This is a genomic window from Maritimibacter alkaliphilus HTCC2654, from assembly GCF_000152805.1.
Classification (GTDB): Bacteria; Pseudomonadota; Alphaproteobacteria; order Rhodobacterales; family Rhodobacteraceae; genus Maritimibacter; species Maritimibacter alkaliphilus.
This window is the reverse complement of the sequence record NZ_CH902578.1, coordinates 2,991,599-3,014,908: the sequence shown is the minus strand read 5'-3', so window position 1 is coordinate 3,014,908 and position 23,310 is coordinate 2,991,599. Positions and strand designations below refer to the sequence as shown.

At 62.5% G+C, this 23,310-nt stretch carries 29 protein-coding genes, 1 tRNA gene and 1 pseudogene; 22 read left to right on the top strand and 9 right to left on the bottom strand.

What is annotated here, in order from left to right; translation table 11 throughout:
- Nucleotides 1-146: 146 nt before the first annotated feature.
- On the top strand, nt 147-593 hold the full coding sequence (locus RB2654_RS15730) for a YtoQ family protein (protein ID WP_008333647.1): 447 nt from the start codon (nt 147-149) through the stop codon (nt 591-593).
- A 66-nt stretch (nt 594-659) separates the two neighbouring features.
- On the opposite strand, the gene RB2654_RS15725 is transcribed toward RB2654_RS15730, so the two are convergent.
- Nucleotides 660-1,094 carry a hypothetical protein gene (locus RB2654_RS15725; RefSeq protein WP_008333646.1) on the bottom strand — a complete coding sequence of 145 codons (435 nt, stop codon included), beginning with the start codon at nt 1,092-1,094 and terminating at the stop codon, nt 660-662.
- Nucleotides 1,095-1,513: 419 nt separating this feature from the next.
- Between RB2654_RS15725 and RB2654_RS15720 the strand changes: the two genes are divergently transcribed.
- The 5 genes from RB2654_RS15720 (at nt 1,514) to RB2654_RS15700 (ending at nt 3,897) form a co-directional block, all read left to right on the top strand.
- Nucleotides 1,514-1,705, top strand: coding sequence for a PLD nuclease N-terminal domain-containing protein (locus RB2654_RS15720; RefSeq protein ID WP_008333645.1), 192 nt, complete (start codon nt 1,514-1,516; stop codon nt 1,703-1,705).
- A 161-nt stretch (nt 1,706-1,866) separates the two neighbouring features.
- Nucleotides 1,867-2,301 (top strand): large conductance mechanosensitive channel protein MscL, encoded by a 435-nt coding sequence (gene mscL, locus RB2654_RS15715; protein ID WP_008333644.1) that lies wholly within the window; start codon nt 1,867-1,869, stop codon nt 2,299-2,301.
- A gap of 80 nt (nt 2,302-2,381) precedes the next feature.
- The gene (locus tag RB2654_RS15710) at nt 2,382-3,239 is read left to right on the top strand and encodes a mechanosensitive ion channel family protein (RefSeq protein WP_008333643.1); all 858 of its coding nucleotides are present in this window, start codon (nt 2,382-2,384) and stop codon (nt 3,237-3,239) included.
- A gap of 53 nt (nt 3,240-3,292) precedes the next feature.
- Nucleotides 3,293-3,757: an SH3 domain-containing protein gene (locus tag RB2654_RS15705; protein ID WP_008327691.1), complete on the top strand. Its 465-nt coding sequence runs from the start codon at nt 3,293-3,295 to the stop codon at nt 3,755-3,757.
- A gap of 63 nt (nt 3,758-3,820) precedes the next feature.
- Nucleotides 3,821-3,897, top strand: a tRNA-Met gene (locus RB2654_RS15700).
- Here RB2654_RS15700 and RB2654_RS24100 read toward each other — a convergent pair.
- The 5 genes from RB2654_RS24100 to RB2654_RS15670 all read right to left on the bottom strand — a co-directional run bounded on the left by RB2654_RS24100 (nt 3,854) and on the right by RB2654_RS15670 (nt 8,198).
- Nucleotides 3,854-5,464 (bottom strand): recombinase family protein, encoded by a 1,611-nt coding sequence (locus RB2654_RS24100; protein ID WP_008333642.1) that lies wholly within the window; start codon nt 5,462-5,464, stop codon nt 3,854-3,856. The two genes, RB2654_RS15700 and RB2654_RS24100, sit on opposite strands and share 44 nt — an antisense overlap.
- A 130-nt stretch (nt 5,465-5,594) precedes the next feature.
- The gene (locus RB2654_RS23435; protein WP_008333641.1) at nt 5,595-5,831 is read right to left on the bottom strand and encodes a hypothetical protein; all 237 of its coding nucleotides are present in this window, start codon (nt 5,829-5,831) and stop codon (nt 5,595-5,597) included.
- Between the two features lie 720 nt (nt 5,832-6,551).
- The gene (locus RB2654_RS22510; RefSeq protein WP_008333639.1) at nt 6,552-6,923 is read right to left on the bottom strand and encodes a hypothetical protein; all 372 of its coding nucleotides are present in this window, start codon (nt 6,921-6,923) and stop codon (nt 6,552-6,554) included.
- Between the two features lie 313 nt (nt 6,924-7,236).
- The gene (locus RB2654_RS15675; protein WP_008333638.1) at nt 7,237-7,431 is read right to left on the bottom strand and encodes a hypothetical protein; all 195 of its coding nucleotides are present in this window, start codon (nt 7,429-7,431) and stop codon (nt 7,237-7,239) included.
- Nucleotides 7,432-7,904: 473 nt separating this feature from the next.
- Nucleotides 7,905-8,198, bottom strand: a complete 294-nt coding sequence (locus tag RB2654_RS15670) for a helix-turn-helix domain-containing protein (RefSeq protein ID WP_008333637.1) — start codon at nt 8,196-8,198, stop codon at nt 7,905-7,907.
- Nucleotides 8,199-8,241: 43 nt separating this feature from the next.
- Between RB2654_RS15670 and RB2654_RS24095 the strand changes: the two genes are divergently transcribed.
- A complete protein-coding gene (locus tag RB2654_RS24095) occupies nt 8,242-8,490 on the top strand; it encodes a helix-turn-helix domain-containing protein (protein ID WP_083783465.1) in 249 nt (82 codons plus the stop codon).
- A 166-nt stretch (nt 8,491-8,656) separates the two neighbouring features.
- On the opposite strand, the gene RB2654_RS15665 is transcribed toward RB2654_RS24095, so the two are convergent.
- Nucleotides 8,657-8,902: a hypothetical protein gene (locus RB2654_RS15665; protein WP_040885083.1), complete on the bottom strand. Its 246-nt coding sequence runs from the start codon at nt 8,900-8,902 to the stop codon at nt 8,657-8,659.
- A 748-nt stretch (nt 8,903-9,650) separates the two neighbouring features.
- Entirely contained in the window at nt 9,651-9,911 is a 261-nt protein-coding gene (locus tag RB2654_RS23430; RefSeq protein ID WP_148912685.1) for a hypothetical protein, read from the bottom strand.
- Nucleotides 9,912-10,369: 458 nt separating this feature from the next.
- Between RB2654_RS23430 and RB2654_RS15650 the strand changes: the two genes are divergently transcribed.
- Entirely contained in the window at nt 10,370-10,846 is a 477-nt protein-coding gene (locus RB2654_RS15650; RefSeq protein WP_008333634.1) for a hypothetical protein, read from the top strand.
- Between the two features lie 35 nt (nt 10,847-10,881).
- Here RB2654_RS15650 and RB2654_RS15645 read toward each other — a convergent pair whose 3' ends face one another.
- Nucleotides 10,882-11,169, bottom strand: coding sequence for a hypothetical protein (locus RB2654_RS15645; protein ID WP_148912686.1), 288 nt, complete (start codon nt 11,167-11,169; stop codon nt 10,882-10,884).
- Between the two features lie 785 nt (nt 11,170-11,954).
- Between RB2654_RS15645 and RB2654_RS15640 the strand changes: the two genes are divergently transcribed.
- The 14 genes and pseudogenes from RB2654_RS15640 to RB2654_RS15580 all read left to right on the top strand — a co-directional run bounded on the left by RB2654_RS15640 (nt 11,955) and on the right by RB2654_RS15580 (nt 23,309).
- The gene (locus RB2654_RS15640; protein ID WP_008333628.1) at nt 11,955-12,155 is read left to right on the top strand and encodes a hypothetical protein; all 201 of its coding nucleotides are present in this window, start codon (nt 11,955-11,957) and stop codon (nt 12,153-12,155) included.
- On the top strand, nt 12,148-12,669 hold the full coding sequence (locus tag RB2654_RS15635; protein ID WP_008333626.1) for a YfbR-like 5'-deoxynucleotidase: 522 nt from the start codon (nt 12,148-12,150) through the stop codon (nt 12,667-12,669). The genes RB2654_RS15640 and RB2654_RS15635 overlap by 8 nt, the downstream gene beginning before the upstream one ends.
- Entirely contained in the window at nt 12,666-13,310 is a 645-nt protein-coding gene (locus RB2654_RS15630; protein ID WP_040885762.1) for an MT-A70 family methyltransferase, read from the top strand. The genes RB2654_RS15635 and RB2654_RS15630 overlap by 4 nt, the downstream gene beginning before the upstream one ends.
- Entirely contained in the window at nt 13,310-13,606 is a 297-nt protein-coding gene (locus RB2654_RS15625; protein ID WP_008333617.1) for a hypothetical protein, read from the top strand. The genes RB2654_RS15630 and RB2654_RS15625 overlap by 1 nt, the downstream gene beginning before the upstream one ends.
- A gap of 5 nt (nt 13,607-13,611) precedes the next feature.
- On the top strand, nt 13,612-14,823 hold the full coding sequence (locus RB2654_RS15620; RefSeq protein WP_085986937.1) for a DUF7146 domain-containing protein: 1,212 nt from the start codon (nt 13,612-13,614) through the stop codon (nt 14,821-14,823).
- The gene (locus RB2654_RS15615; RefSeq protein ID WP_008333615.1) at nt 14,795-15,019 is read left to right on the top strand and encodes a hypothetical protein; all 225 of its coding nucleotides are present in this window, start codon (nt 14,795-14,797) and stop codon (nt 15,017-15,019) included. The genes RB2654_RS15620 and RB2654_RS15615 overlap by 29 nt, the downstream gene beginning before the upstream one ends.
- Nucleotides 15,016-16,839 (top strand): DNA primase family protein, encoded by a 1,824-nt coding sequence (locus RB2654_RS15610; RefSeq protein ID WP_148912687.1) that lies wholly within the window; start codon nt 15,016-15,018, stop codon nt 16,837-16,839. Before RB2654_RS15615 ends, RB2654_RS15610 begins: the two co-directional genes overlap by 4 nt.
- A 373-nt stretch (nt 16,840-17,212) precedes the next feature.
- On the top strand, nt 17,213-17,884 hold the full coding sequence (locus RB2654_RS15605) for a hypothetical protein (RefSeq protein ID WP_008333613.1): 672 nt from the start codon (nt 17,213-17,215) through the stop codon (nt 17,882-17,884).
- Between the two features lie 91 nt (nt 17,885-17,975).
- Complete coding sequence (locus tag RB2654_RS15600; RefSeq protein ID WP_008333611.1) at nt 17,976-18,689, top strand: hypothetical protein; 714 nt, start codon at nt 17,976-17,978, stop codon at nt 18,687-18,689.
- Between the two features lie 146 nt (nt 18,690-18,835).
- Complete coding sequence (locus RB2654_RS15595) at nt 18,836-19,492, top strand: DUF1441 family protein (protein ID WP_008333609.1); 657 nt, start codon at nt 18,836-18,838, stop codon at nt 19,490-19,492.
- Nucleotides 19,492-20,445, top strand: a pseudogene (locus tag RB2654_RS24090) (phage terminase large subunit family protein); the annotation flags it as partial. The gene RB2654_RS15595 and the pseudogene RB2654_RS24090, both read left to right, overlap by 1 nt.
- On the top strand, nt 20,437-21,624 hold the full coding sequence (locus RB2654_RS24085) for a terminase gpA endonuclease subunit (RefSeq protein ID WP_008333605.1): 1,188 nt from the start codon (nt 20,437-20,439) through the stop codon (nt 21,622-21,624). The pseudogene RB2654_RS24090 and the gene RB2654_RS24085, both read left to right, overlap by 9 nt.
- 12 nt (nt 21,625-21,636) lie before the next feature.
- Nucleotides 21,637-21,840 (top strand): phage head-tail joining protein, encoded by a 204-nt coding sequence (locus RB2654_RS15585; protein WP_008333603.1) that lies wholly within the window; start codon nt 21,637-21,639, stop codon nt 21,838-21,840.
- A 38-nt stretch (nt 21,841-21,878) separates the two neighbouring features.
- Nucleotides 21,879-23,309, top strand: coding sequence for a phage portal protein (locus tag RB2654_RS15580; RefSeq protein WP_040885078.1), 1,431 nt, complete (start codon nt 21,879-21,881; stop codon nt 23,307-23,309).
- Nucleotide 23,310 lies beyond the last annotated feature (1 nt).

Here is a 23,310-nt window from a genome sequence, read left to right as displayed (position 1 = left end):
AATACTGCATCTTGAGTGGGGTCGAACGGGCAGAGCCCGTCCGACCCGCCGGGGGGCCAGCCCCCCGGACCCCCCGAGGTATTTGGGGACCAGAGAAGCAGGGCCCGGTGCCTGAAGCCCGAACGACACAGACAGAGAGGTTCATCATGCTGAAGGTTTATCTGTCCGGCGAAATCCATACGGACTGGCGCGAGCGGATCATCGACGGCTCGCAAGGGCTGGACGTGACGTTCTCGTCGCCGGTCACCGATCATGCGGCGTCCGACGATTGCGGCGTGGCGATCATGGGGGAGGAGCCGGACAAGTTCTGGCACGACCACAAGGGCGCCAAACTGAACGCGATCCGCACCCGCAAGGGGATCGAGGACGCCGATGTCGTGGTCGTGCGTTTCGGCGAGAAATACAAGCAGTGGAACGCGGCTTTCGATGCGGGCATGGCGGCCGCAATGGGCAAGTCCCTGGTGATCCTGCAACCGCCCGAACATGACCACGCGCTGAAGGAAGTCGATGCCGCTGCACTTGCCGTGACGCGCACACCCGACGAGGTCGTCGATATTCTGCGGTACGTGCTGACCGGCAAACTGCCGACCTGACATATAAAAAGGGGCGCCCGGATGGACGCCCCTTTGCGGAAGCACTCACGCTTCCACGGCCCGGTATCAGTTGGACATGACCGTTCCGTCGACAGTCGCGCCACCGCTGACCGAAGTGTCATCCAGCAGGTCCGAGGTCGCGTCGGCGAGATCGTCGCCCGCGTCCTGCACCGTGCCCGTCACATCGTCGAGCGCGGTCTCGGCGGACTGCATCGTCTCGTCTTCCATGCCCTGCACGGCGCCACCCACATTCGCGCTGGCGCTGGCCTGCGCGCTGGCGGCTTCGTTGCGCTCCACCATGCCGTCGCCGTTGGTGTCGTACATGGTCAGCGCGGCCTGCGCATTGGCACCGAAGGCCGCTTCGAGTTCCGCCATTTCGAGCACGCGGTCGCCGTTCTGATCAATGCCATCGAAGCTCATTGTCTGAGCCGAGGCCGTTGTGGCGACCAGGGCGGCGCCGAATGCGAGCGGGAGGATGGTCAGGGTCTTGGTCGGTTTCATGATCGTTTCCTTTCATGGTTACGTTCGGGGGTCCGATGCCCCTCGCCCCTGACCAAACAACGATGCGCGGCGGTTTGAAGACCCGGGCGGCAGCGGCCCGGCAATTCAGCGACCGTTCGCCAAGGGGCAGCAGAACCTTGCCCGCCGTGAGCGGAAAAGGCGGCGGGGTTCGGCAGCGCATTGCCGACACTGGGCCGGGCAGTCGTTTTCGCGCTGCGGGATGGAACTTTTTGGCCGTTGGTATGTCCTGCGCGACTTTCAGGCTGTCATCCCGAAGACCTGCGAGCCGGGCGTTTTGTTGGCTGAAAGCGATGCGCCAGCAGGCACTTACGCGCCCGCAGGGAACATGCGCGGGTGTGCCTGCGTTCATTCTCCAAATCCAAAGGTCGCTCTACGACCGATCCTGAATGGAGATACACATGTTCGAACTTTCTGGCCTTTTCGGCATCATTCTTCTTGCCCTCGACATCTGGGCGCTGATCTCGATCTTCTCGTCCGGCGCATCGACGGGTTCCAAGGTGCTCTGGGCGCTGCTCGTCATCATCCTGCCGCTTCTCGGCTTCATCATCTGGCTCGTCGCCGGCCCGAAGTCGAACCGCGCAGCGGTCTGACCGGAGGCGTGCTTCGCGCGCCCCACGTGTTTCACGCCCCCGCCGCAGCCGATCTGCGGCGGGGTTTCGCGTTCCGGCCCTTCCAGTTTTTTTGCACCCCGTGTTAAGGTTTACGCAGGGCCGAGTGCGTGGTCCGGGCAGCATGGGAGCATCGCTGGAAAATGTTGACGGAATTCAGAAACTTCATCGCCCGTGGCAATGTCATGGACATGGCCGTCGGGATCATCATCGGCGCGGCCTTCACGGCCATCGTGTCGTCACTGGTCGCAGACCTGATCAACCCGATCATCGGCCTGTTCACGGGCGGAATCGATTTCACCAACAACTACGCGGTCCTGAGCGGCGAGGTGCCGGCGGGCGCATCGCTCGAAGCAGCGCGGGAAACCGGCGCGTCGATCTTCGCCTACGGATCGTTCATCATGGCGGTCATCAACTTTCTCATCATCGCCTTCGTGGTCTTTCTGCTGGTCCGCTCCGTGAATCGGATCAAGGATCTTGCCGAGAAACCGGAAGAGGTCAGCCCGCCCGAAGCGCCGCCGACGCCGCCGGAAATCCAGCTTCTGACGGAAATCCGCGACGCCCTCGCCAAAGGCTGACCGCGCCTGAGACACGACACAGGGCCCGGTCTCCGGGCCCTTTTTCTATGACCGAGCAGCACAGGAGATAAGGACACATCATGGAAGACCAAATCGCCATCTGGCTCGACCAGTTCGGGGAGTTCCTGCCCTACATCGTCAACGGGGTGAAAGCTCTCGTCATCCTGATCGTCGGCTGGATACTTGCCGCCGCCGTCGCGCGTATGGTGCGCAAGCGGATCGAGGGTGCCAAACGGATCGACCCGACGGTGGGCAGCTTCATCTCGTCCATCGTGCGCTGGGTTCTGATCGCGGTCGTCCTCATCACCGTGCTCAACATCTTCGGGATCGAGGCGACATCGCTCGTCGCCATGCTGGGCGCGGCCACGCTGGCCATCGGGCTTGCGTTGCAGGGCACGCTTTCGGACCTTGCGGCGGGCTTCATGATTATCCTCTTCCGGCCCTACCGGAACGGGCAATACATCGCCATCGACGGCACCGCCGGCACGGTGAAAGAGATCAACCTGTTCTTCACCGAGCTCGCGACGCCCGACAACGTGCAGATCGTGGTGCCGAACGGAAAGGCATGGGGGGCGATCATCACCAACTGGTCCCACCATGCGACCCGTCGTGTCGATATCGTGATGGGCATCGATTATTCCGACGACATGGACAAGGCGATCGAGGTCATGCTCGACATGGCCCGCGCCGACGCACGGGTGCATGACGATCCGGAGCCCTGGGCGAAGGTCACGAATCTTGGCGACAGTTCGGTGGACATCACCATGCGCATGTGGGCCGATGCCGCCGACTACTGGGATCTGAAGTTCGAATTCACCAAGGGCCTGAAAGCCGCCTTCGACGAGGCCGGGCTTTCGATCCCGTTCCCGCATCGCACGCTCTACGTCAAATCGGACGAAGGCGACGTGGTCAACGTCGCGCGCGCGTCTGACGCATAGCGCGATCCCGAAACCGTGGTATCCTTCCCTCATCACACCGAGGGGAGGGTTCCATGAAACGCCGTCTGTTCCTGACGTCCGCCGCTGCCGCGCTGGTCACCGCGACGGCCGCCCGTGCCGAACGCCTGCTGGTGAATTCCCCCGGCGACGGGTTCCTGAACCTGCGCACCGGCCCCGGCTCGCAATACAATATCATCCGCAAGATGTATCACGGCAGCGCGGTCGAGACGCTGGAATACGCGAACGGCTGGGTCCGGGTCCGGCATGAAAGCGGTGCCGTCGGCTGGGCCTTCGCCAAGTACCTCGTCCGTCCCGCTGCGACCAACGTGCGGTATGTGTATTCGCCGAACGACGGATACCTGAACCTCCGGACCGGACCGGGCACGCGCTACCAGATCATCCGCCCGATGTATAATGGCGAAGCCGTCACCCTCCTTGAGCGATCCGGCGGATGGGTGCGGGTGAAGCATCAAAGCGGCGCGATCGGCTGGGCGTTCGAGAAATACCTCCACCGCTGAAAAACCCGCCATTTGTGCGTTGACACGCCCCGCCCCGGCGGCTATCTGCCCCTTCGTGTGAATGGCGTGGTAGCTCAGCCGGTTAGAGCACAGCACTCATAATGCTGGGGTCGGCGGTTCAAGTCCGCCCCACGCTACCATCTCGCCCCGCCGGGTGGATGGCTCGACGAGGGCGGCGAGGTATCCGTAGACCGTTACGTGGACTTCGTCGCCCTCTCGTCGCACACGAATCTCCGAAATCCACTCTCTGATCGTATCCATTGCCTTGCGCGCTTCGGGCGTGTCTAGGTCCGACAATGATGGTGCGAGATCGGTTAGCGCAGCCAAGTATCGGTTCGTCGCGTCAGGATGCAGTGTAAGGACCTCGGGCGGGTCAGCTTCCGCCAACGCAGCTTCGGCTCGCTCGGCCGCGAGCCGCAATTCGAGGATGCTGGCCTTAGCCTTAGGACCGTCAGTCACCCCGTCAATGTAGAGCTGGTGGGCCCGGTCGAAGGCACCGCGTGCCTTGGCCGCCGAACGTTCAAGTGTGGCACGGGTCCGCCCCTTTTCGCGGGCGAGGCGCTGACGTTCTTCGTGATAAGCCTTCAGGTATTCACCCATTACGTCAGGCTCGCGCAAGAGTTGGGCTAGTTCGGCGAATACCGCAGTTTCGATCTGGTCTAGCCGGACGGACTTCCGCTCTGTGCAGGTGCCAGCTTCCACCGCGTTCGAACAGGCCGCCTGGACCGCGCCATTCGGTCGGCGTGCGCGAATCACGATGGAGCCGCCGCAGCAGTCGCAGGCCATCAGTCCGGACAGAGGCCGCGCCGGGCGTTTGCGCTTCTCTCCCCTCAGCTCCATGCGCGCGAGACGCAACTTTCGGACGGCGGCGAAGGTTGCGGGCGGTACGATGCGCAGATGCTCGGCCGCCTCGATCTGCCATTCCGATTCCGGGTTCGTGCGGCTCACGCGCTTACCAGTTTCCGGATCGCGCACCATTCGCACGCGGTTCCAAATACGCTTGCCGTCGTAGAGGTCGTTCCAAAGTATGCCATAGCCGCGCGCGGCATTCCCGGTCAGCACCGTCGAGCGCCAGACACTGCCCCGCGGTGCCGGAATACCCTCTGCGTTCAGTCGAGCGACAATCTCGCGCGTCGTGGCGCCACCGATGTATTCGTCGAAAATCCGGCGGATGATTTTGGCCTCGCCTTCGACGACCGTCAGCTGGCCTGGCTGGCCGGGCACGGTTACGTAACCATAGGCCCTGCCCCCGGCGCTGCGCCCGTCACGCACCACGCCGGCAAGCCCGCGCCTGGTCTTTTCTTTCAGCTGGTCGAGAAACATTTGGCCGAACAGGCCCTGGATGCCGACGGTCAGCGCGTCGGCTTGCCCCCGGTGCACTTCGAGCACTCGGATCCCCACGAAGTCGAGCGTCTGGAACAGCGGGTGAAGGTCGGCCGGGTTTCGGCTAATACGGTCCAGCGCCTCCACCACGATCACGTCGAAAACCCGTTCCTTGGCGTCTGCAATCAGGGCCAAGAGGCCGTCCCGACCGAATAGCGTCGCAGAGGATTTGGCGCGGTCTTCGTAGCGATGGGTAACCGTCAACCCTTCGCGGACGGCGTATCCGTTGCAAAGCGCAAGCTGATCCTCGATCGAGCGGTCGTTTTGCAGGTCCGTCGAGAATCGGGCGTAGAGGGCGGCGCGTCGGCCGTCGATTCGCTGCATTTCTTCTCTCCCCGGGTGGCCCGTTCAAGATCGGCCCGCGCATGCGCCCTGGCAAGTGCACGCGCAAGATCCAGCAGCCGTTGGTCCGGAGCCGGTGCCTCGCTTGGCTGGGAGGGTCGCAGTCCGGGCATCAACCTTGCCGTTCGATGTCGTCTGCATGGCGGCCCAGCTGGTTGGCGAGGGTGTGCAGGGCCGTTGCCTCGATGTCGAGACGGGTGCGCAGGTGCGTGCGGATGATCGCGACGGCCTGGTCGGCAGTGAGGTCCGACAGGGCTTCGGTTGCCATCATGACTGCGGCGTGTTCGCAGGCGCGTTGGCTGCGAGCGTTGTTCAGGGCAGTGTGTTCCGGCAACGTGCGGCCCTGCAAGCATTTCCAGTTCGCGACAACCTTGTTGAAAACAAATGGCTTAAATGCAACTTTCCAACATCTCGGAAGTCGAAAGTGGAGAAAAGACAGTGCCGGAACTCTACGAACGTCATGCTCGGGTCCTGGAGAGTCTGATCCAAGTGTTGGAGCTTCGGCTCGAACGGGCAAGACTTCAGAATGATCTGGAGACGGAACAGCGTTTGCGGGTTGACCTCGAAAGATACCAGCAAGACTTCGAACAACTCCAATTCTACAAGCCGTCTTTGACCTAGCTTCGACGCCAATACTCTTCACGGTCTTAGCCTCGGTCTTACGCACAGGGCGGCGCCACAACCGTTAGTAAGTGTTGCATGTCGCGCACAGCAGCTAGAGCGAAGTGTCGAGGAAAGTCCGGGGGTCGAAGAGGATCGACCCCCGGAAGTCAGCCCGTCGCACGCCATGACTGTGCGCGACTCGGCAGGGAGACCGGCAGGATGGTCTTTAAGGGTCGCGGGGTCAAAGACTACGTTCATGCCGGCCCCCTTCTCACGGCACGCCGAACATCAGTGAGGATATTTATCCGTTGCAGCCGGACGTGAGGGCGGGTCTCGTCGGGCACGTCAACGCGGATCGCGCGGTCACGCAGCGGTCGGCGAGGTCCCTCGAGCGTTTTGAGCCGTGGCTTTTCGACGGGGAGCAGAAAAGGGTTGGCCGTCCAGAAGCGGACGAATTCACGGAGACTCATGACGCCTCCCCGCTCAGACGGCCCAATTCTGCTTGAGCCATGATCCGGAGCGCGGCATCGCGGCAGTGGATTAGGATCAGGCGTGCGGCCTTGCGTCTTTCGCAGCCAAACGCCTGCGGATCTTTCAGGATCACTTCGGCCCAGATCAAATCCGGTTCCATCTCTTTCGCTCGTGCCGCGCGGACCCAGGCGATCATCGCGCCCTCGGTCGTCGCGTGGTTCACCGACACGTCGTGCAACTCGATCGTCTTGCTGGCGCCTAATTCGAAGCGCCCTCCATGCTCGACCGACTCGGCGAAGAACGCATCGAAATAATCTGTCGATGGAAGGCGCGCGAGGCGGGTGAGGAAGTCGGCTCGCGCGGTCATGACGGTTTCGTGTCACGCGGCAGCGGGGAGAAGGAGGGCGTTCTCCGTCCCGCTGCCGCGCTCCCGTCCAGGGTCACGCCCGGAAGACGGTAGCCGCGAGCGGCTCGGACCACAACGTCTACTAACGTATGTTGTTCCAAGTCCGCACCCCCCGGAGGGACCTGCTTGGCGGCAAACGACTGAGGGGTGCGGTGCGTGACGAGCCATGGGGTTAGCTGGATGGAGGGCCGGAAAAGCATTGCGCTTGCGCCACACCCCCCGGTCACGCCAAGTAAAGCATACTTGTCCGTAGGGGCTTTGTGAACTGGGAGGTTCATGGCCGAACCGCGCCGCCGCCGATGACGGCATATTCGATGGGGCTGGGGATGACCCATGCGGCCATCACCGCGATGAAAGCTATGACAATGGCCGAGGCGTGGTTTTCATCGTTGCTGAGTGTCGCGGCGAGGAGGCCGGTGCCGAGGGCCAGAACGGACATCGCGACGATCTCGAGCAGCGCGACGATCATGCCCGGCTACCTTCGATGAGGACCAGGCAGGGCGCCGATTTCAGGTGCGCTGGGGCGCGATGGCGCTGCGGCACCGTGCGGCCGTCGGCGCTGGCAAGGTGCAAACGAGCATAGGACACGAGGTGCGGACGATCAGCATATGCCGAAGGGTTCGCGACAATCTGCCAAGCTTCAGAGAGACGCAGTGGAAGCGCGGTGGTGGGCGTGGACATAGGGATGCCTCCATCGGTTGATGGAGATGATTGTTCGCAAATAGCGAAATTTCTGTCAAGAAATAAGGTCGCTATATGCGAATTATTTCGCCTTCAGCACCCAAAAACTGGAACGATGACTGCCGCAGGTGTTAGAACATAGCTCGAACATTGGAGCGGGCATGAGAATCAAATTTGACTATGACGCGGAAATCGTAGCGACGCTCCTTAAGGAAGACGCCGAAGGTCGAACGCGCATTGCGCGAGCATTACGTGAGGGTCTTAGTCGGCTGAAAGACCAAGAGCGTGACGGATCACTGCCTTGCGATCCTCCACGCCAAGGGCCTGCATCGTCCTGAGATGCTCCAAAAGTTCGTCGTCTATGGAGGAATCATCGATAAGTTCAAATGCCGGAACCTCGAATACCTCCGCAAATTTCCGGATTCGCTGACTATTGGCCGCTTTTTTGCCGCTTTCGATCTCGCTGTAGAAGCTTTTGCTCATCCCAGCGCGGGACGCGACCTCTTCTTGGGTCCAACCTCTTTTTTCCCTTAGGCTTCTGAGCTTTAGCTTCATGTGAACATTCATAAGTGTAGCTTTCTGCGAATGCACATCGCAAATGGCGAACTTTTTGATTGACGAACACTTCGCTATTTGCGAGCAGTTCGGTATGGATTCCCTTGCAAGATATCTTCGTGAAGGAAGCATTCGACAGCGTGTCTTCGCCGAGCAAATAGGATGTTCTTCCAGTTATCTTTCGGAAATTCTTTCGGGCCGAAAAATCCCAAGCCTAACGCTCGCTTTCGCAATTGAACGAGAGACGAAAGGCGCCGTTCCAGCTTCTTCTTGGGTGAAGAACGCGGCATGACCTGGCAATCGCATTCAATGTCCGTGCGTGTTGGCATGTTTGACGCCCTGACATTTGGCTTTGAAACGGGCGCGTATGGTGGGTCGTCCGACACGTCCCAAGAGACCGCCCTTCGACCTCCGCTCGTTCCTGCGAGCGCCCCCTCTCAGAGGGCAAAGTTTGCGGTCTACCGGAACGAATATGATCGAAGCTGCCAGTCGTCAGCGCCTTCGGGACACCTGTATGAAATGGGTTCACCGTTCGACGGACGGAAGCTTTTCCCAGAACTGAGATCTTCCAACGCTGAGGCAAGCGATGCGTAGCAGCCAAGATCCTCGTTGTCGAAGAACAGATGATATCCGTCGGGAAGGCGATGGATCGCCAATGTACCCTGCGGCGTGTCCTGCGCGAGAAAGTGGTTTTTCCAGTCCATGGTGGATGGCCTGTCCTTTTGAGACGGAGGGCGGAGCGTGACGCCAACCGACCGAGAGTTCGGCATATATCGAGGCTTCGCCAGCGGTACTGTGGAGCGAGAACTTCAGAGGAAAGTCGGGCGTCGACTTCATCGATGCCTCGGCACGGGCTACGTCGCGGATCGCCAGAAGGGCGATGGGCCAACCGGGCGGACGTCGAGAGCGCGCCCCCTCCCCTCGGCTGTCTGTGATCTAAGAAACCCTTCGCACGTAAAGGGCCTGCGCACCCAGACCGACGCCCCACGCGATTATCGCGATGCTGGCAGTCGACCAAAACCCGTGCCCCCACCAGAGACAGGCACCAAGAGCGACCACAAGGCCGAAGGTCAGCGACCGGTGCATCAGACACCCAAAGGTTGGGCGGCTGCTTGTATGGGGGCGGTGACGCGGGTCGTCGTAAGCAGGCCCGTAGATCCGACCATCCATTCAGCATCTCCTTTTGATGTCGCCAGTCGAAGCCCGAAGGCTGCGAAACCATCGGCGCGATGGCAAGTAAGGATATCACCATCCTATACTTTTGAGATTCAGTGTCTGAGATCGGCTCCGTTTGCATATCGCAAATATCGCCTGTTGCAGAACGCAACGTCTTGCGAAATTTTCCCTGTTTCGTTCACGTGCGCCTCGTCCTTCGGTGGGTTGCACGAATGCAGGAGCCATGCGCCGTCTTTCCAACGGCGTATTTGTCCGAGCGTTAGCCTCGCGTTCTTGTTAATAGTGCCGTTGATCTCGGCTGTAGGACTTTCCCTGGATCCACGTCGCAACAGCGAACGCACCGAGCTGCGCTGCAAACAAGCCAAGCGCGATGCATGCGATCGGTATGGACGGCGCCATGACCGAGATTGCCAAGGCCGAGACCAGGCCCATGATCAGGCAGGGTTTTGCAAATGTAGAAACAGCCCTTTCGGTCATCGAGTCGATAAGGCTAACCCGAGTGCCGATGTCGATTTTTGTCTCAGACGACATGGTCATTGTTTTGTACCTTCTTACTTCTCAGCTGACCTAAATGAGACCCGAGGATCAGGTTTTTCGGTAGTCGTGAAACCCTACCCACCCAAAATGCGCGATTGGGGCAACCTCGACACATTGCCGTTCATCTGCGGGTGTTTTGGGAAATCCCGGGGCGCTCGCCGGGCACTTGATCGTTCATATCTTGCCGAAAAAAAGGACGAGGTTTTCAGCTTCGAACGTTTAAACCCGAATCAGATTTACGGGTTTAAGAGCGACGACTTAGTCGTAGATCACCGCGCCACCCTTCGATCCAGACAATGGCCAAAGCAGATTGCCTATTCGAAAGGATGTTCGGACAGTCTCAGATGTCCCGGACCTGAACAAGGCACGTTTCCCGCCTTACGGATATCCCGCCCGTCGGTGGCGCGGTTCAAGCGCCGGGCGCACTCAAATCATCACGCCCTTCAGGAGGGGTCGCGATGACTCGCAGAACTCGCCCTGGCTCGATCCAATCCACCGTACAACAGGTCATCGCCGCCTACGGCGGGATCGAAGCGGCCGCGCTCGAGGCAGGGATATCGATCTCGACGCTCAGCTACGGCACAGAACAACGCGAGGATCGTCCCGGCGGGCTTGGCGTCAACCATCTGGATCGGCTGGGCCGGATCGAGCCGGGGGCCGCGCTGCCCATGGCGCAGCACTTCTCGGCTCTTGCCGGCGGCGTGTTTCATCCCGTCGATCTATCGGGACCGAGCTGGTCGGATATGGCCGGGATATCCAAAGAGTTTGCGGACGTGGTCACCCTTCATGCAGTCGCACATTCCGACGGCTCGCCCGATCCACGCGACTACACGCTTGGCGAAGCGACGGAACAGATCCGGGAGATCGACGAACTGGTGACGGCCGCTTTGCGCCACCGCGCCGCATTGATGATGAAAGTGCGGTGTTCGAAATGACGCCGTTCAAGCGAATGCCCGGGGCGACTAGTGCATCAGGCGGTCCGGTGCAGGCGTTGAATGCAAGACAACGCCAAAGCCATTACGCCAGTTGTTGCGACGACGACCGGGACGAGTGGGAGGCCAGTGAGACCCACCGCGCAGACTGCGACTGCACCCGTAGCGAGGAGCATGGCGGCAACCATCACCACGTCCGAGTCAAGCAACCCCATCGATGCGCGGTGGAACGGAGTTCCGGCTTTACGAACATTGAGATCCTTCAGCAGAGCACGCGCCTCGATAATGTCCTGCTCCCACTCCGGGTCCGCGAGTTCGCGGAGCATTCTAGAGTCGGCAACCACGGCCTGTTCGCGACTCGGCCGCAGTCGCGAGGACTGACGGAAATCGTCCAGATATACGACCCGCCACGGGGTCAGTTCTTGGCCTTGAGTTGCGTTTCTCATTTCGTCCTACCGCCCAGTACTTCTTTGAATGGTATGGGTTTCCCTACCGAGGGTCTGGTTAACCCGTCCAGAGAAAAGTTTGGAATTTCAACAGTCTCGGCAACACGTGCTTACCGTTCGCCGTACCGCAACCTACCGCCTCAATGTTGGGGCGGACGTGCGCCGATCCAGCTGCAAGAAAGGCGCAAGCATGGTTACAATCCGACGCCGGCCCGCCGGCGGGACCGATTGGGAACTTATGCATTCCTGATTCGACAATTCCGGGAACGCGACTGCGTATTTCAAATCCGACATCAACGCGCTGCTGGTCGTTGCGCTTCGCCAGCGCGCGGGTCTGGTCCTCAAACCTGGGGGGCAGGTTTGAGTGCCCAATGGAAAGTCGCGGCAACTGCGTCTGTCCCGCCCCGAGGTGCATCCGTTGGGGCGGACGGGTGCGCTGCGGCGTGCCGCTCTACTCATTCAGAACCACCGGTCGGGACGCGTGCCCGTCCGATGCAGCGCCTGGCGATCCCTTCTCCCTCCATGGGTGAGGCCGACGCGATCCATTTTCTCAATCAGAACCGGGCGGTGTTGCAGCCCCGCCTGGAGGCCGGGGCGCCCCTCGCGGCAAACACTTCCCCAGGTGGCGAAGGTCACGCCCCGGCCGATTTGAAAGGCGGTGCGGCATGACTGATTTGACGTTGAACGGGACCTTCGACGACGAGGAGGTCGAGCGGATCGCCAAAGCGACCGCGCACATGGTAGATCGCGCAACCGAGATCCTTGTTGATCTGATCATGGCGGCACGCGAGGGCGATGACGAGGCCTTTGCCAAGGCGAAAATCGAGGGCGAGCAGCTGCTTGGGATCGGGGACGACGATGCCTGATCTGGTCGCCATCTTTCGCGCCGGGTTCGTGCGCCGCTGGCATATGAACCCAGACCTCGCACATACCTGCGACCGGATCGATGGTCACTCGGCCCGTGTCGCGCGGATCTTGATCGCCCTACATCCGAACCCCTCGTTCGTGCTGATTCGAGAAGCCCTCACGCACGACGACGGCGAAAGCGTCGTCGGCGACGTTAAGGCTCCGACCAAAGATGCCGATCGGGAGTTTGCGATCCGGCTTGCAGAAATAGAAGCCAACGCCGCGCGCGACATTTGGGACGACCTGATCGCACCGGAATACCTGGCGGAGTACGACCGCGTCTGGCTCAAGTTCGCGGATCGGCTCGACGCCTATATGTGGGCCGCGCACCATGCGCCGCACGTGCTCTATGGCGATGGCTGGCCGGAATGCCGCGCCTGGTTGATCAAATCGACAGCCGAGCTCATGCATGATCTGCCGCACCAGGCCGAACAGGTCTGCGACGCGATCGAGCGGATGGGATGGCGCGGATGACCGCGAACGTCGTCCAACAGTTTGCGAATCTGCGCCCCGGCGGCGGGTTCGGCCTGATCATGGCCGACCCGCCCTGGCGGTTCGAGAATTTCTCGGCCAAGGGCGAGGGTAAGAACGCGACGGCGCACTACGAGTGCACCTCGCTCGACTGGATCAAGTCACTACCCGTCGAAGTGCTCGCGGCCGACAATTGCCTCCTATGGCTTTGGGCCACGAACCCGATGTTGCGCGAGGCGTTCGAGGTGCTCGACGCTTGGGATTTCGAGTTCGCGACGGCCGGCACCTGGGTCAAGCGCACGGTGCACGGCAAGGTGGCGTTCGGAACCGGATATGTCCTGCGCTCGTCGAACGAACCGTTTCTGATCGGAAAGCGCGGCAAGCCGAAGGCGACCCGGTCGACCCGCTCGACGATCCCGACCTACTGCGACATTGATCTGTTTGAGGGCGACTGGCCCAAGAGCGCGATCACGATCGAAGCGGTCGCCCGCGAGCATTCCCGCAAGCCCGACGAGGCTTTTGCGGCCGCCGAGGCGCTCTTGCCCGACGTGCCACGGATCGAGCTCTTTTCCCGACAGACCCGCCCAGGCTGGCGTGCATGGGGCAACCAGACCGACAAATTCGGCGCTGAAGGTGCCGCCTGATGTCGTCGCGCCCGTTCTCTTTCCCGATGGCCGCCCTCGCGGCCGGGATGAAAGCCAAGGACGGCCGTGCCACGCCGCGCGACGGGATCGCGCTGTCGATCCTGCTACTGGGCGACCCGCTGCGCCTTGATGACGATGCGTCCGAGGCGGTCAGGTTCTACCTCGACGGAATCGCATGTGGCGACCAGGCCCGAGCCGGTGCTGCGCTTGTCGATTGGGTGCAGGCCCAGTTCCCCGCGCAGGTCGAGGATCCTCCCGAGTATGACTGGCAACGCCGTGCGGATTGCGGGCGCTGATGGATATGCGGGCCACATATCGCGACCTCCTGGCATCCCACGGTGGGAACGAGGCGGAGGCCAAGGCTGCGCTCAATGCCGTGATCGAGGACCGCAAGGCGCAGGCCAAGGCCCTGCCGATTGGCGAGCTGGTGGAACGGCTGCAGATCCCGAACCTCAAGCGCCAGTCTGGCGAGTTGGTCGGTCCCTGCCCCGCTTGTGGCGGCACGGATCGATTTGCGATCAACGCGGCCAAGGGCGTTTTCAACTGCCGCAGCTGCGGTGCGAACGGGGGCGGCGTGAACCTGGTCCGTCACGTTCTGGCCTGTGATTTTGGCGCGGCGATCGACTGGATGATCGGCGAGACCGCGGTGCAGATCTCGGACGCCGAACGGGCGCGGCGTAGGGCGCGGGCCGAGGCCGCCGAGCGCAAACGCTTGGCCGATGCCGCACGGTTTCGGCGCAAGGCAATCGAGGATGGCAAGCGGATCTGGCAACAGGCGGTCGACCCGGCCGGCACACCGGTCGCCGATTATCTCGCAGGGCGCGGCCTGCCCCTGAAACGCTTTCCCCCGACGATCCGCTATCTCGCCCGGCACACCTACGCCAAGAAGATCGACGGCCAGGTTCGTTCCCTGCACACTGGCCCTGCGATGATCGCGGCGGTCCTGTCGCCGGACAACCGGATCACGGCCGTTCACCAGACGTGGATCGACCCGGATAACCCCGGCAAAAAGGCCAAGATCCTCTACTACGGCGAGGAACAGCCCGCCAAACTCGTGCGCGGATCGAAAAAGGGCGCCGCGATCCGGCTAACCTCGGCCCAAGGGTGCCACACCTTGATCATGGGCGAAGGCATCGAAACGACCTTCTCGGCCATGCGCGGCGCACCGATCCAGGGCGCGGCCTATTGGGCGGGCGTCGATCTGGGCAACCTGTCCGGCATCATGGTCAAGGATCCGACCCCCGGCGCCCCGCGCTGGTCAGGGATCCCCGACATGACCGACGGCGAGGCATTCGTGCCGCCGCCGTGGATCAAGCGCTTCATCTTCGTGATGGACGGCGACAGTCACCCGGCCATGACCCGCGCCAAGCTGGAATCCGGTCTGCGCCGGGCAATGGCACTCGTGCCGGGCCTGACGGGCGAGATCGTCACGGCCAAGCCGGGCAAGGATCTGAACGACATGCTGATTGAGGAGGCGCAGGCCGATGACGAAGACCGTCTCCCTGACCACTGACGGTCGCGACGTGGTCATCGAGGGTCCGATCCATTCCGACCGGTTCCCGGTCGAAGAGCTCGGCTCACGCCTCGCGTTTTACCGCGAACTGCGTGACCGCAAGTGCGAACGCACGAAGACCGCCGGTGAGCACGCTGGACACTACGCCGAGACGGTTGCCGGTCTTGAGCGCCTGATCGAGGAGGTGGGGGAGTGAGCACTAAGGACGTGCGCGAAGCGTTCGACAAGCCCGAGCGGGTCGAGCCGATGGATGGGGGCCAACCGCCCCGCACCCCGGATGATGCAGGCGCGCCGCCGCCTCCCGAGGATCCGGTCGATCCCGTCTATCTGGCGAGCCAGCAGAGCGAAAACGACTATGGCAATGGGCAGCGGTTCATCATCCACTTTGGAGACGACCTTATGTTCGTGCCGCGTGTTGGCTGGTTCACCTGGACCGGCGCCGTGTGGCAGGCGGATCCCGACGAGCTCGAGGTCCGGCGTCGTGCGCAACAGATCGGGCCGCTGATCCTCGAAGAGCTCGATTACCTGAGACTGCCGCAGGTTCAAATGGACCTGATCGCAGAAGAGGACGTGTTGGTCCTGCGGCGTGTCGAGATCGAGGCCATACCCGCCAAGGATCGAAGCTCAGACCAGGCCACCGAACTAACCGAGCTGAGATTGAAGCTGGACCGGATTTCTGAGGCGAAGAAGAAACTGTCGGAGCGCCGCGCCGCCCGCCGTCGAAAGGCGGTGCAGGCAGGTAATTCCGGTCCGATCGATCACATGGTCGCCGAAAGTCAGACCTCGCTCGCGGTCCCGCTCGAGCAGCTCGACGCGGCCCCTTTCGACGTCAACTGCTTGTCGGGCGTCGTCCAGTCGAGGGTGACCGAAGAGCCGACCGACGACGGTCGCAAGATCCGCTATGCGCAGGTCGATCTCGTGCCCCACGCCCGCGAGCAACGACTGACCAAAATCATGCCGGTCGAGTACGACCCTGACGCGACTGCCCCCGGATTCGAAAAGTTCCTCACTCGGGTGCTGCCTGACCCTGACATACGGGCGTTCCTTCAGCGATGGTTTGGCGTCGCCATGACGGCCGAGCCGCTGCAGAACATGGTGTTCCTCTTTGGCTCGGGTGCGAACGGCAAATCGGTGCTGGTCGATATCATCTCGCGCGTGCTGGGTGACTACGGCGCCACGGCTCGGATCGAAAGCCTGACCGGGACGAACCGACGCGGCGGTGGCGACGCGACGCCAGACCTCATTCCGCTTATTGGCTCGCGCCATGTGCGGACGTCTGAGCCTGACGAGGGGATGCGGCTTCAGGAGGGGCTAATCAAGGAATGGACCGGCGGCGAACCGATCCTCGTCCGCGCCTTGCACTCCGACTTCATCGTGGTGTTACCCAAGTTCAAACTCACGATGTCGGGGAACCACAAGCCGGACATTCGCGGAACGGACGATGGGATCTGGCGACGCTTCCTCATGGTCCCGTTCACGGAACAGATCCCCGTGGCCGAGCGGGATCCGCACCTCGTCGACAAGCTTTGGGAGGAGCGCGATGGCATCTTCCAGTGGCTGATCGTGGGTCTGAACCAGTTCCAGGAGATCGGTCTGTCGCCGCCCGATGCGGTGGTCGCGGCGACGGCCGAGTTCCGCGCCGAACAGGATCCCGTCGGTGACTTCCTTGCGACCTGCACCGTGGTGACTGGTCGCCCCGAGGACACGGTCACGAGCTCTCGGCTCGTCGAGGCCTTCACCTTCTGGCTCATGAAGAACGGACAGGGCGCCTGGAAACCGACAACGGTCTCACGCCGCCTGTCCGACAAGGCCGAGCGATGGCGACATCCCAACGGCGGCCAGAGCTTCACCAAGCGCAAGGCGTCGACCGTGTTCTATGACGGGATCCGGCTGACCGAAGTGTTTGCACGCGACCTCGACAATGCTCCACGCGATCATCGGGGCGGTTTCCTGCGCGGTGAAGTCGCAACCCCCGACCCCGATCCATCGGATGTACGGGAGGGTTGGGAGGATTGAGCCGCTCGTGGGAGGATAACGCCCGCTCCGGGGTCTGGGGGAATGTCTCGCAATCTTATGGGCTTACCAGTCGGGCGTGGGAGGGTAGGGAGGCTAGGGAGGATGTTTCCGACCTACGCACGTGCGAGATATGAACCGGGGTCTGGGGGAAAGTTGCCTCACATGGTTTGGGTAGGTTTTTGCCTCCCTATCCTCCCTACCCTCCCACAGCGTTGCGTTTTCCTCGCTTTTTCAGGGCCTTATGCTTCCTCTTGGTTCGCGCCCTATCCTCCCATGAAACCACCTTGATCCTCCCTACCCTCCCTGATGAACCAGACGAGAAACAACAGGTTGTAGAACGGGGCGCAGACCCCACCAAATATAGAGGTCCGACATGATGGCGGTGCGGAATTGGGACAGTGAGACGTTTGAACCGAAGGACGGCTTGGCCAGACCGAGGCGCGGTGCGGTTGTTGATGTCGGGATCTGGGATCTGGTGCAGTGGGCGTTCCAGGTGGAAGGGGCGAGCCTCAACTTCGATGAGGTCGGGATGCGGTACAACGTCGGGATCGAGTGGATCCTGATCGAGCAGGCCCGGCTCGGGTGCCGCCCCGACGGCGGCGGCCGGTCGGACCCGCACCCTGACGCCGACATCGTTGCGGCCGCCCTGACCGTGCTGCCTGAAGCTTACGGTGGTGCTGGCATGGCGATCACCATTGCCGAGTGTGCCCGCACTGGCCGGATGCCGGACTGCATGCCTAGTGCCGTGGCACGGTGCGCGCCGCGTGGGTGGCGTCGCCACAAGACGGGCACATATGCCGAGCGGGAATACTGGACGGGGCCGGGCCGATGGCCTTCGACCTGGTTGTCGGACAAGTACGGGTATGTCTGCCCGGTCACATACACGGGCACAGCCGTCGACGTTGGTCGGGCACGGCGCGCCTATCTTCAGTGGTGGTCAGCCTTGCTAGAGCTGCGTCATTGCCTGTCGATAGGCCGCAGCCTATCGGCCTTTCGGCTGACCGACGCGATGCCGCGGCGCGAGCCTTGGAAAGATAAAGCTTGACCTCATTCCCAATCTATTGACATCTTGCCTGCGAACCGAACTGCGCCCGAAGCTGAGACCCAGCCTCGGGCGCTTCTCGTTTGGGAACGCCATGATCTCGATCTCAGGGAACATCGAAAGGCTAGTGCGTCAGTTGGACGACGTGCAGGCCCGGCAAATCCCCTACGCCCTTTCAAGGGCATTGAACGACACGGCCAGGGATGTGATCGAAGCCGAGAGGCTGCACATGGTCTCGGTATTCGACCGACCGACCAGGTGGACGCTCAACGCCTTTCGGGTCGAGCGCTCGTCGAAGTCGAACCTCGTCGCTACGGTCGAGCGCAAGTCTGCAGTCGGTCGCCGCTTCTACCTTGAAGTGCAAGCCGAGGGTGGCGCGCGACCGCAGACGGGGCTTGAGCGCGCGATGGGATACCGGCTGAAGTACGCAGGACAGATCGTCGCCGTGACACCAGCGGCGGGCATGAGACTGACAGCGGCTGGCAACATGTCCCCCGCGATGGTGAGCCGCGTAATCGCCGCCGTACAGGTTCAGCTGGACCGGCAACAGAACACGACCGCGAGATCACGCATGCGCGCGCCGTCTCGGGCGCAGTACTTCGTGCCGCGCCCCGGATCGAAGCTCTCGCCTGGGATCTGGGAAAGGCGCGGCAAGCGGACGTTGCGCAAGGTGATGCACTTCACCACCGCGGTGCCGACGTACACGCCGCGATTTAAGTTCGAGGAAGTCGCGGTCCGTAGGTCGCGCGAGACGTTCGAAGCCAACTTCTACCGCTGGCTGCAGCACGCGCTTGCGACAGCGAAATAGGCGACGGGTCCTTCCTCATGGCGCCCGCATGCGGGTTATTCGCGCCCCGTTGGAATTGGGTGAGATTAGGTTTCGGGGGGTTCGTTTTGAGGTTGTTGTTGTTGTCCCGGTGAGGTCGGCAGCAGTGAGACAGGCAAGAGGCAAGGATGACCGAGAAGGATCTGGCCGAGCTGCGGGCGAAGTTCCCGTTGCCAGACCACATCAAGGATACGCCGGTCAATCGCTACCAGCTCGCCCAGGCGATGGATGTGAGCGAACCGACGATCACGAAGTGGCTGCAAGATCTCGAGAACCCGCTACCGGTGCTCGAGGTGGGTGGGAACGGTCGCGAATACAAGTTCCGGCTCGCCGACTGCTACGCCTGGCGCATGGCGCGTAACGATGCCGAGCAGTTGGCAAAAGACGAGGCGAGCCGTTCTGCGGCCCAGCTGGCGCTCCTCTTTCGCAATGCCGATGACGGGACCGACCCCGAGTCCTTCCTGACGGCGCGGCAGGTGAAGGACGAGGCGGATGCCGACTATGCCCGAAACCGGGCTGCAGAGTTGCGCGGCGAGTTGGTGCGCGCCTCTCGCGTCGAAGAGCTCTTCGAGCTGATGATCGACGAGTTCAAGAAATCGGCAACCACGCTCGCCGATTTCTGCGAGATGGAGTTCGGTCTCGATCCCGCTGAGGTCGACAAGATCCAGCGCCGAGCCGACGAGGTCCTGATCCAGTCACGGGTCAAGTTCCAGGAACTGATCGACGGGCGGCGGGCCGGCGTCGTGGGGGCGATCGTCGGCGACCAGGGAGAGATGGGCGTCTGATGGTGCAAATGACCGACGCGGCGATCGGCAGCCTTGGCGCCTTCGCGCCACTGCCGCCACTCAGGACCCCGGAAGACATCTTGTCCGACGCGCTGCCGGTCATGGATCCACCGAGCCGGATCACGGTCACGGATGCGGCCGAGCGCTACATCCGGGTGCAGGCGCAAGGGGCTTGGCAAAGCTACGACAGGAGCGTGACGCCCTACATGGTCGAGCCAAGCGACATCACGCAGTCGCGCCGGTTCAAGACGGTCGTGTTCGTCGGTCCGTCGCAGTCCGGCAAGACGATGATGTTGCAGACCACGGCTCTGCATGCGCCGATCTGCGATCCCAACCCGATCCTGATCGTGCACATGTCGAAGAGCGACCGCGACAAGTGGGTTGAGGAGAAGCTGAACCCGCTGATCCAGAACAGCCCGGTGATCAGGGACCGGCTGGGGCGTGCCCGTGACGACGACACATTCAGCCGGAAGCGTTTCCGGGGTATGCGGCTCACAATCGGATACCCAACGCCGACGATGCTTTCGGGCGGGACCTACAAGATGGTCCTCTTCACCGACTATGATCACCATCCGGCCGTGCTCGGCGGCAAGGACAATCCCGAAGGAACGCCTTACCGGATGGGGCTGCAGCGGGTGAAATCCTACCTGAGCCGGGGCCTCGTCCTGGTCGAGAGCAGCCCTGCCTATCAGGTGATAGACCCGAGCTGGCGACCATCGCCAACGGCGCCGCACGAGATGCCGCCCGTCGGTGGCGGGATCGTGCCGCTCTACAATCAGGGCACGCGGGCCCGTTGGCACTAGGAATGTCCCGATTGCGCTGGCGAGTTCGAGCCTCGGTTTGATCGACTGCACTATGACGATGCACTGGATCCCGGCGACGCCGGCGACCACGCCGAGATGGAATGCCCTCATTGCGGGAGCCTGATCGCGCATCGTCACAAGATGACCTTGAACCGTGCTGCACTCGCGGGGCGCGGCGGCTGGCGCCATGAGGGACCGGACGGCACGGTGGTCGCGCTTGGCGACACCGGGATCCGCAAGACGGACGTCGTGAGCTACGCGCTCAATGGCGCGGCCGCGACCTTTGCCAGCTGGCGTGATCTGGTCGCCAACTACGAGGAAGCTCGGCGGCGGGCCGAGCAGCTGGACGATCATACCGACCTGGCGACGGTCCATTACACGGAGATCGGTGTTCCGTTCTGCCCGAAGCAGGGCGAAACCGAAGAGATCGGCGTCGCCTTCCTGCGCGACGAGGGTCACGACCTTGCACGCGGGATCGCCCCGGCGTGGACACGGTTCATCACCGTCTCGATCGACGTGCAGGGCACATATTTCGCGGTTCAGGTCACGGCCTGGGGTGACGGATCTTGCGCCCAGGTGGTGGACCGCTTCGACATCACCCAGCCGTCGGCGGATGCGCCGAATGCGGAGCGTGACGAAGATGGAAACGGCCGGACGCTCGACCCCGGCAAATACATCGAGGACTGGGCGGTGCTCGACGCGCTCAGCACGCGGGTCTGGCCGGTCGACGGCGCCCAATACGGCCTGCGCGCCGCTGGGCTAAACGTGGACTTTCAGGGGCAGCCCGGGGTCTCCGACAATGCCGAGGCCTTCTGGAAGGCCCGCAAGAAAGAGGGCTACGGCCGGCGCTGGTTCGTGACGAGGGGCAATGGTGGCAAGCAGGCCTCGCGTCTCTGGCTGGCGACCCCCGAGCGCAAGTCTGGCGGAGGCAAGGGTCGCTCGATCAAGATCCTGAACTTCGCGACCGACCGGGTGAAAGAGTCGGTGTTCGCGATGCTGAGCCGCGGGAGTTCGGCCGCCGGCGGGCTGATCATCCCTCGCTGGATGACCGACGACAGGATCGAAGAGTTCGTGTCTGAGTTCCGGAACGCCAAGAACGTCTGGGAAAAGAAACCGGGCGTCGTCCGCAACGAAAGTTTCGACCTCTCGGTCATGGCGCGAGTCGTCGCCGAGCAGCTGGGCCTGAAGAAGATCAACTTCGACACGCCGCCCGACTGGGCGATCGGTGGCGAGCAGAACCGTCACGCCGTCCCGGCTGAGGCAACCGAACCGGGCACCGCCGAACTGCATGCGCTGCCGACGCGGCGCGTGCCGCGCCGACTATTCTGACAGGGAGCCTTCATGGCCGACTATACCGAAACAGACCTCGCCGCCATTCGGTCGGCGATCTCGAAGGGTGCGCGCAGCGTCCAGATGAACGGCGAGCGCGTCGAGTTCCGCAGTCTGTCCGAGATGCAGCGCATCGAACGCAAGATCATGGAGGACCTTGGCCTCTCCGCCACGACACGGATTCAGGTGCCGACAACGAAGAGTGGCTGGCGATGAGCAGGAAAGCCCCGGCACAACCGCCCCTCGCGAGCCGCGTGAACGACATCATCGCAGCCTTCGCGCCCCGTCTCGCCTTCCAACGAGAGATGGCCCTATCGCAGCGCCGTGCCCTGACCTCGATGTCCGGGCACTATGACGGGGCCGGCCGCACAACGCGCGCCTCGGATTTCCGGTTCAACCGGACCGACGCCATCGAAGCAGGACGCGCCGACCGCTCGCGCCTGAGCTGGATGTCCCGCGACATGCTCCGCAATAATCCTCGCGCCGTGCGGGGCCGGCGTCAGCTGATCAACCACGTAGTCGGCGCAGGCATCTTGCCGTCTGTCCATACTGAAGACGACGATACGGCGGCGCGCGACGAGGTCGACCGGCTCATCCGAAGACACTGCCTGACCCGCAACTGGGATGTCGATGGCCGCCTTACGATGCTGGGCCAGCAGGCGCTCGGGTTTGGTACGATCGTCACGGATGGTGAGGTTCTGTTTCGTCGCCGTTTCCGCCGGACATCGGACGGCTTTCCGCTGAACTTTCAGGTGCAGGTCCTGGAAGCCGATTTCCTGAACGCGCAGATCGACGGAAAGCTCGCGAACGGGAATACGGCCATCCAAGGCATTGAGTTCGACGCTATCGGTCGCCGCGTGGCATACCATATCTTCGCGGAGCATCCCGGCAGCCGCTGGGGGGCCATGCCGCCCACGAAACGAATCCTCGCAGAGAACATCATCCATGCGTTCGATCCCTTGCGGCCGGGGCAGCAGCGCGGTGTGAGCTGGTTCGCTCCGGTGGTGACGCTCCTGCACGAGCTTCAGAAGTACCAGGACGGACAGGTGAAGCGACAGGAAGTCGCGGCCATGTTCGCCGCCATCTGGAAGACTTCGGAGACACCGACCGACCTTGGCGAGCTGGCGCCCGGTTCGGTTCTGAACATCGGCGACGAGGATGAGATCGACTTCACAGATCCGCCGACCGTCGAAGGTTACGAGCCGTTCATGCGCGTGACCGAACGCACGATCGCCTCGGCGCTGGGGCTCACCTATGACCAGTTCACCGGGGACACGAGCCAGTCCAACTACACCTCGCATCGGGCGGGGCGGATGGCGACGGACCCGAACATCCGGGACTGGCAGCAGAACCTGATGATCGCGCAAGTCTGTGACCGGTTCGCGGCTTGGATCGAAGAGGCCGTGCAAGATGTCGCCGACCTGGATCCGGACAGTTACGAGATCCGCTGGACCCCGCCGGCTCGCCCGGTGGTGGATCCTTCGAAGGATGCGAATGCCGACAAGGCAGAGATCGAGGCGGGCCTGGCGAGCCGCCGCAGCAAGCTGCGCGAGCGGGGCAAGGATCCCCTGAAGGTCGAGGCCGAGATCGCCGAAGAACGCGCTGCCGCCAAGGCTGCGAGCGTCGGCTACAGCACCGACAAACACGACCCTGCACCCGCTGCCACTGACACGAAAGGAACCTGAC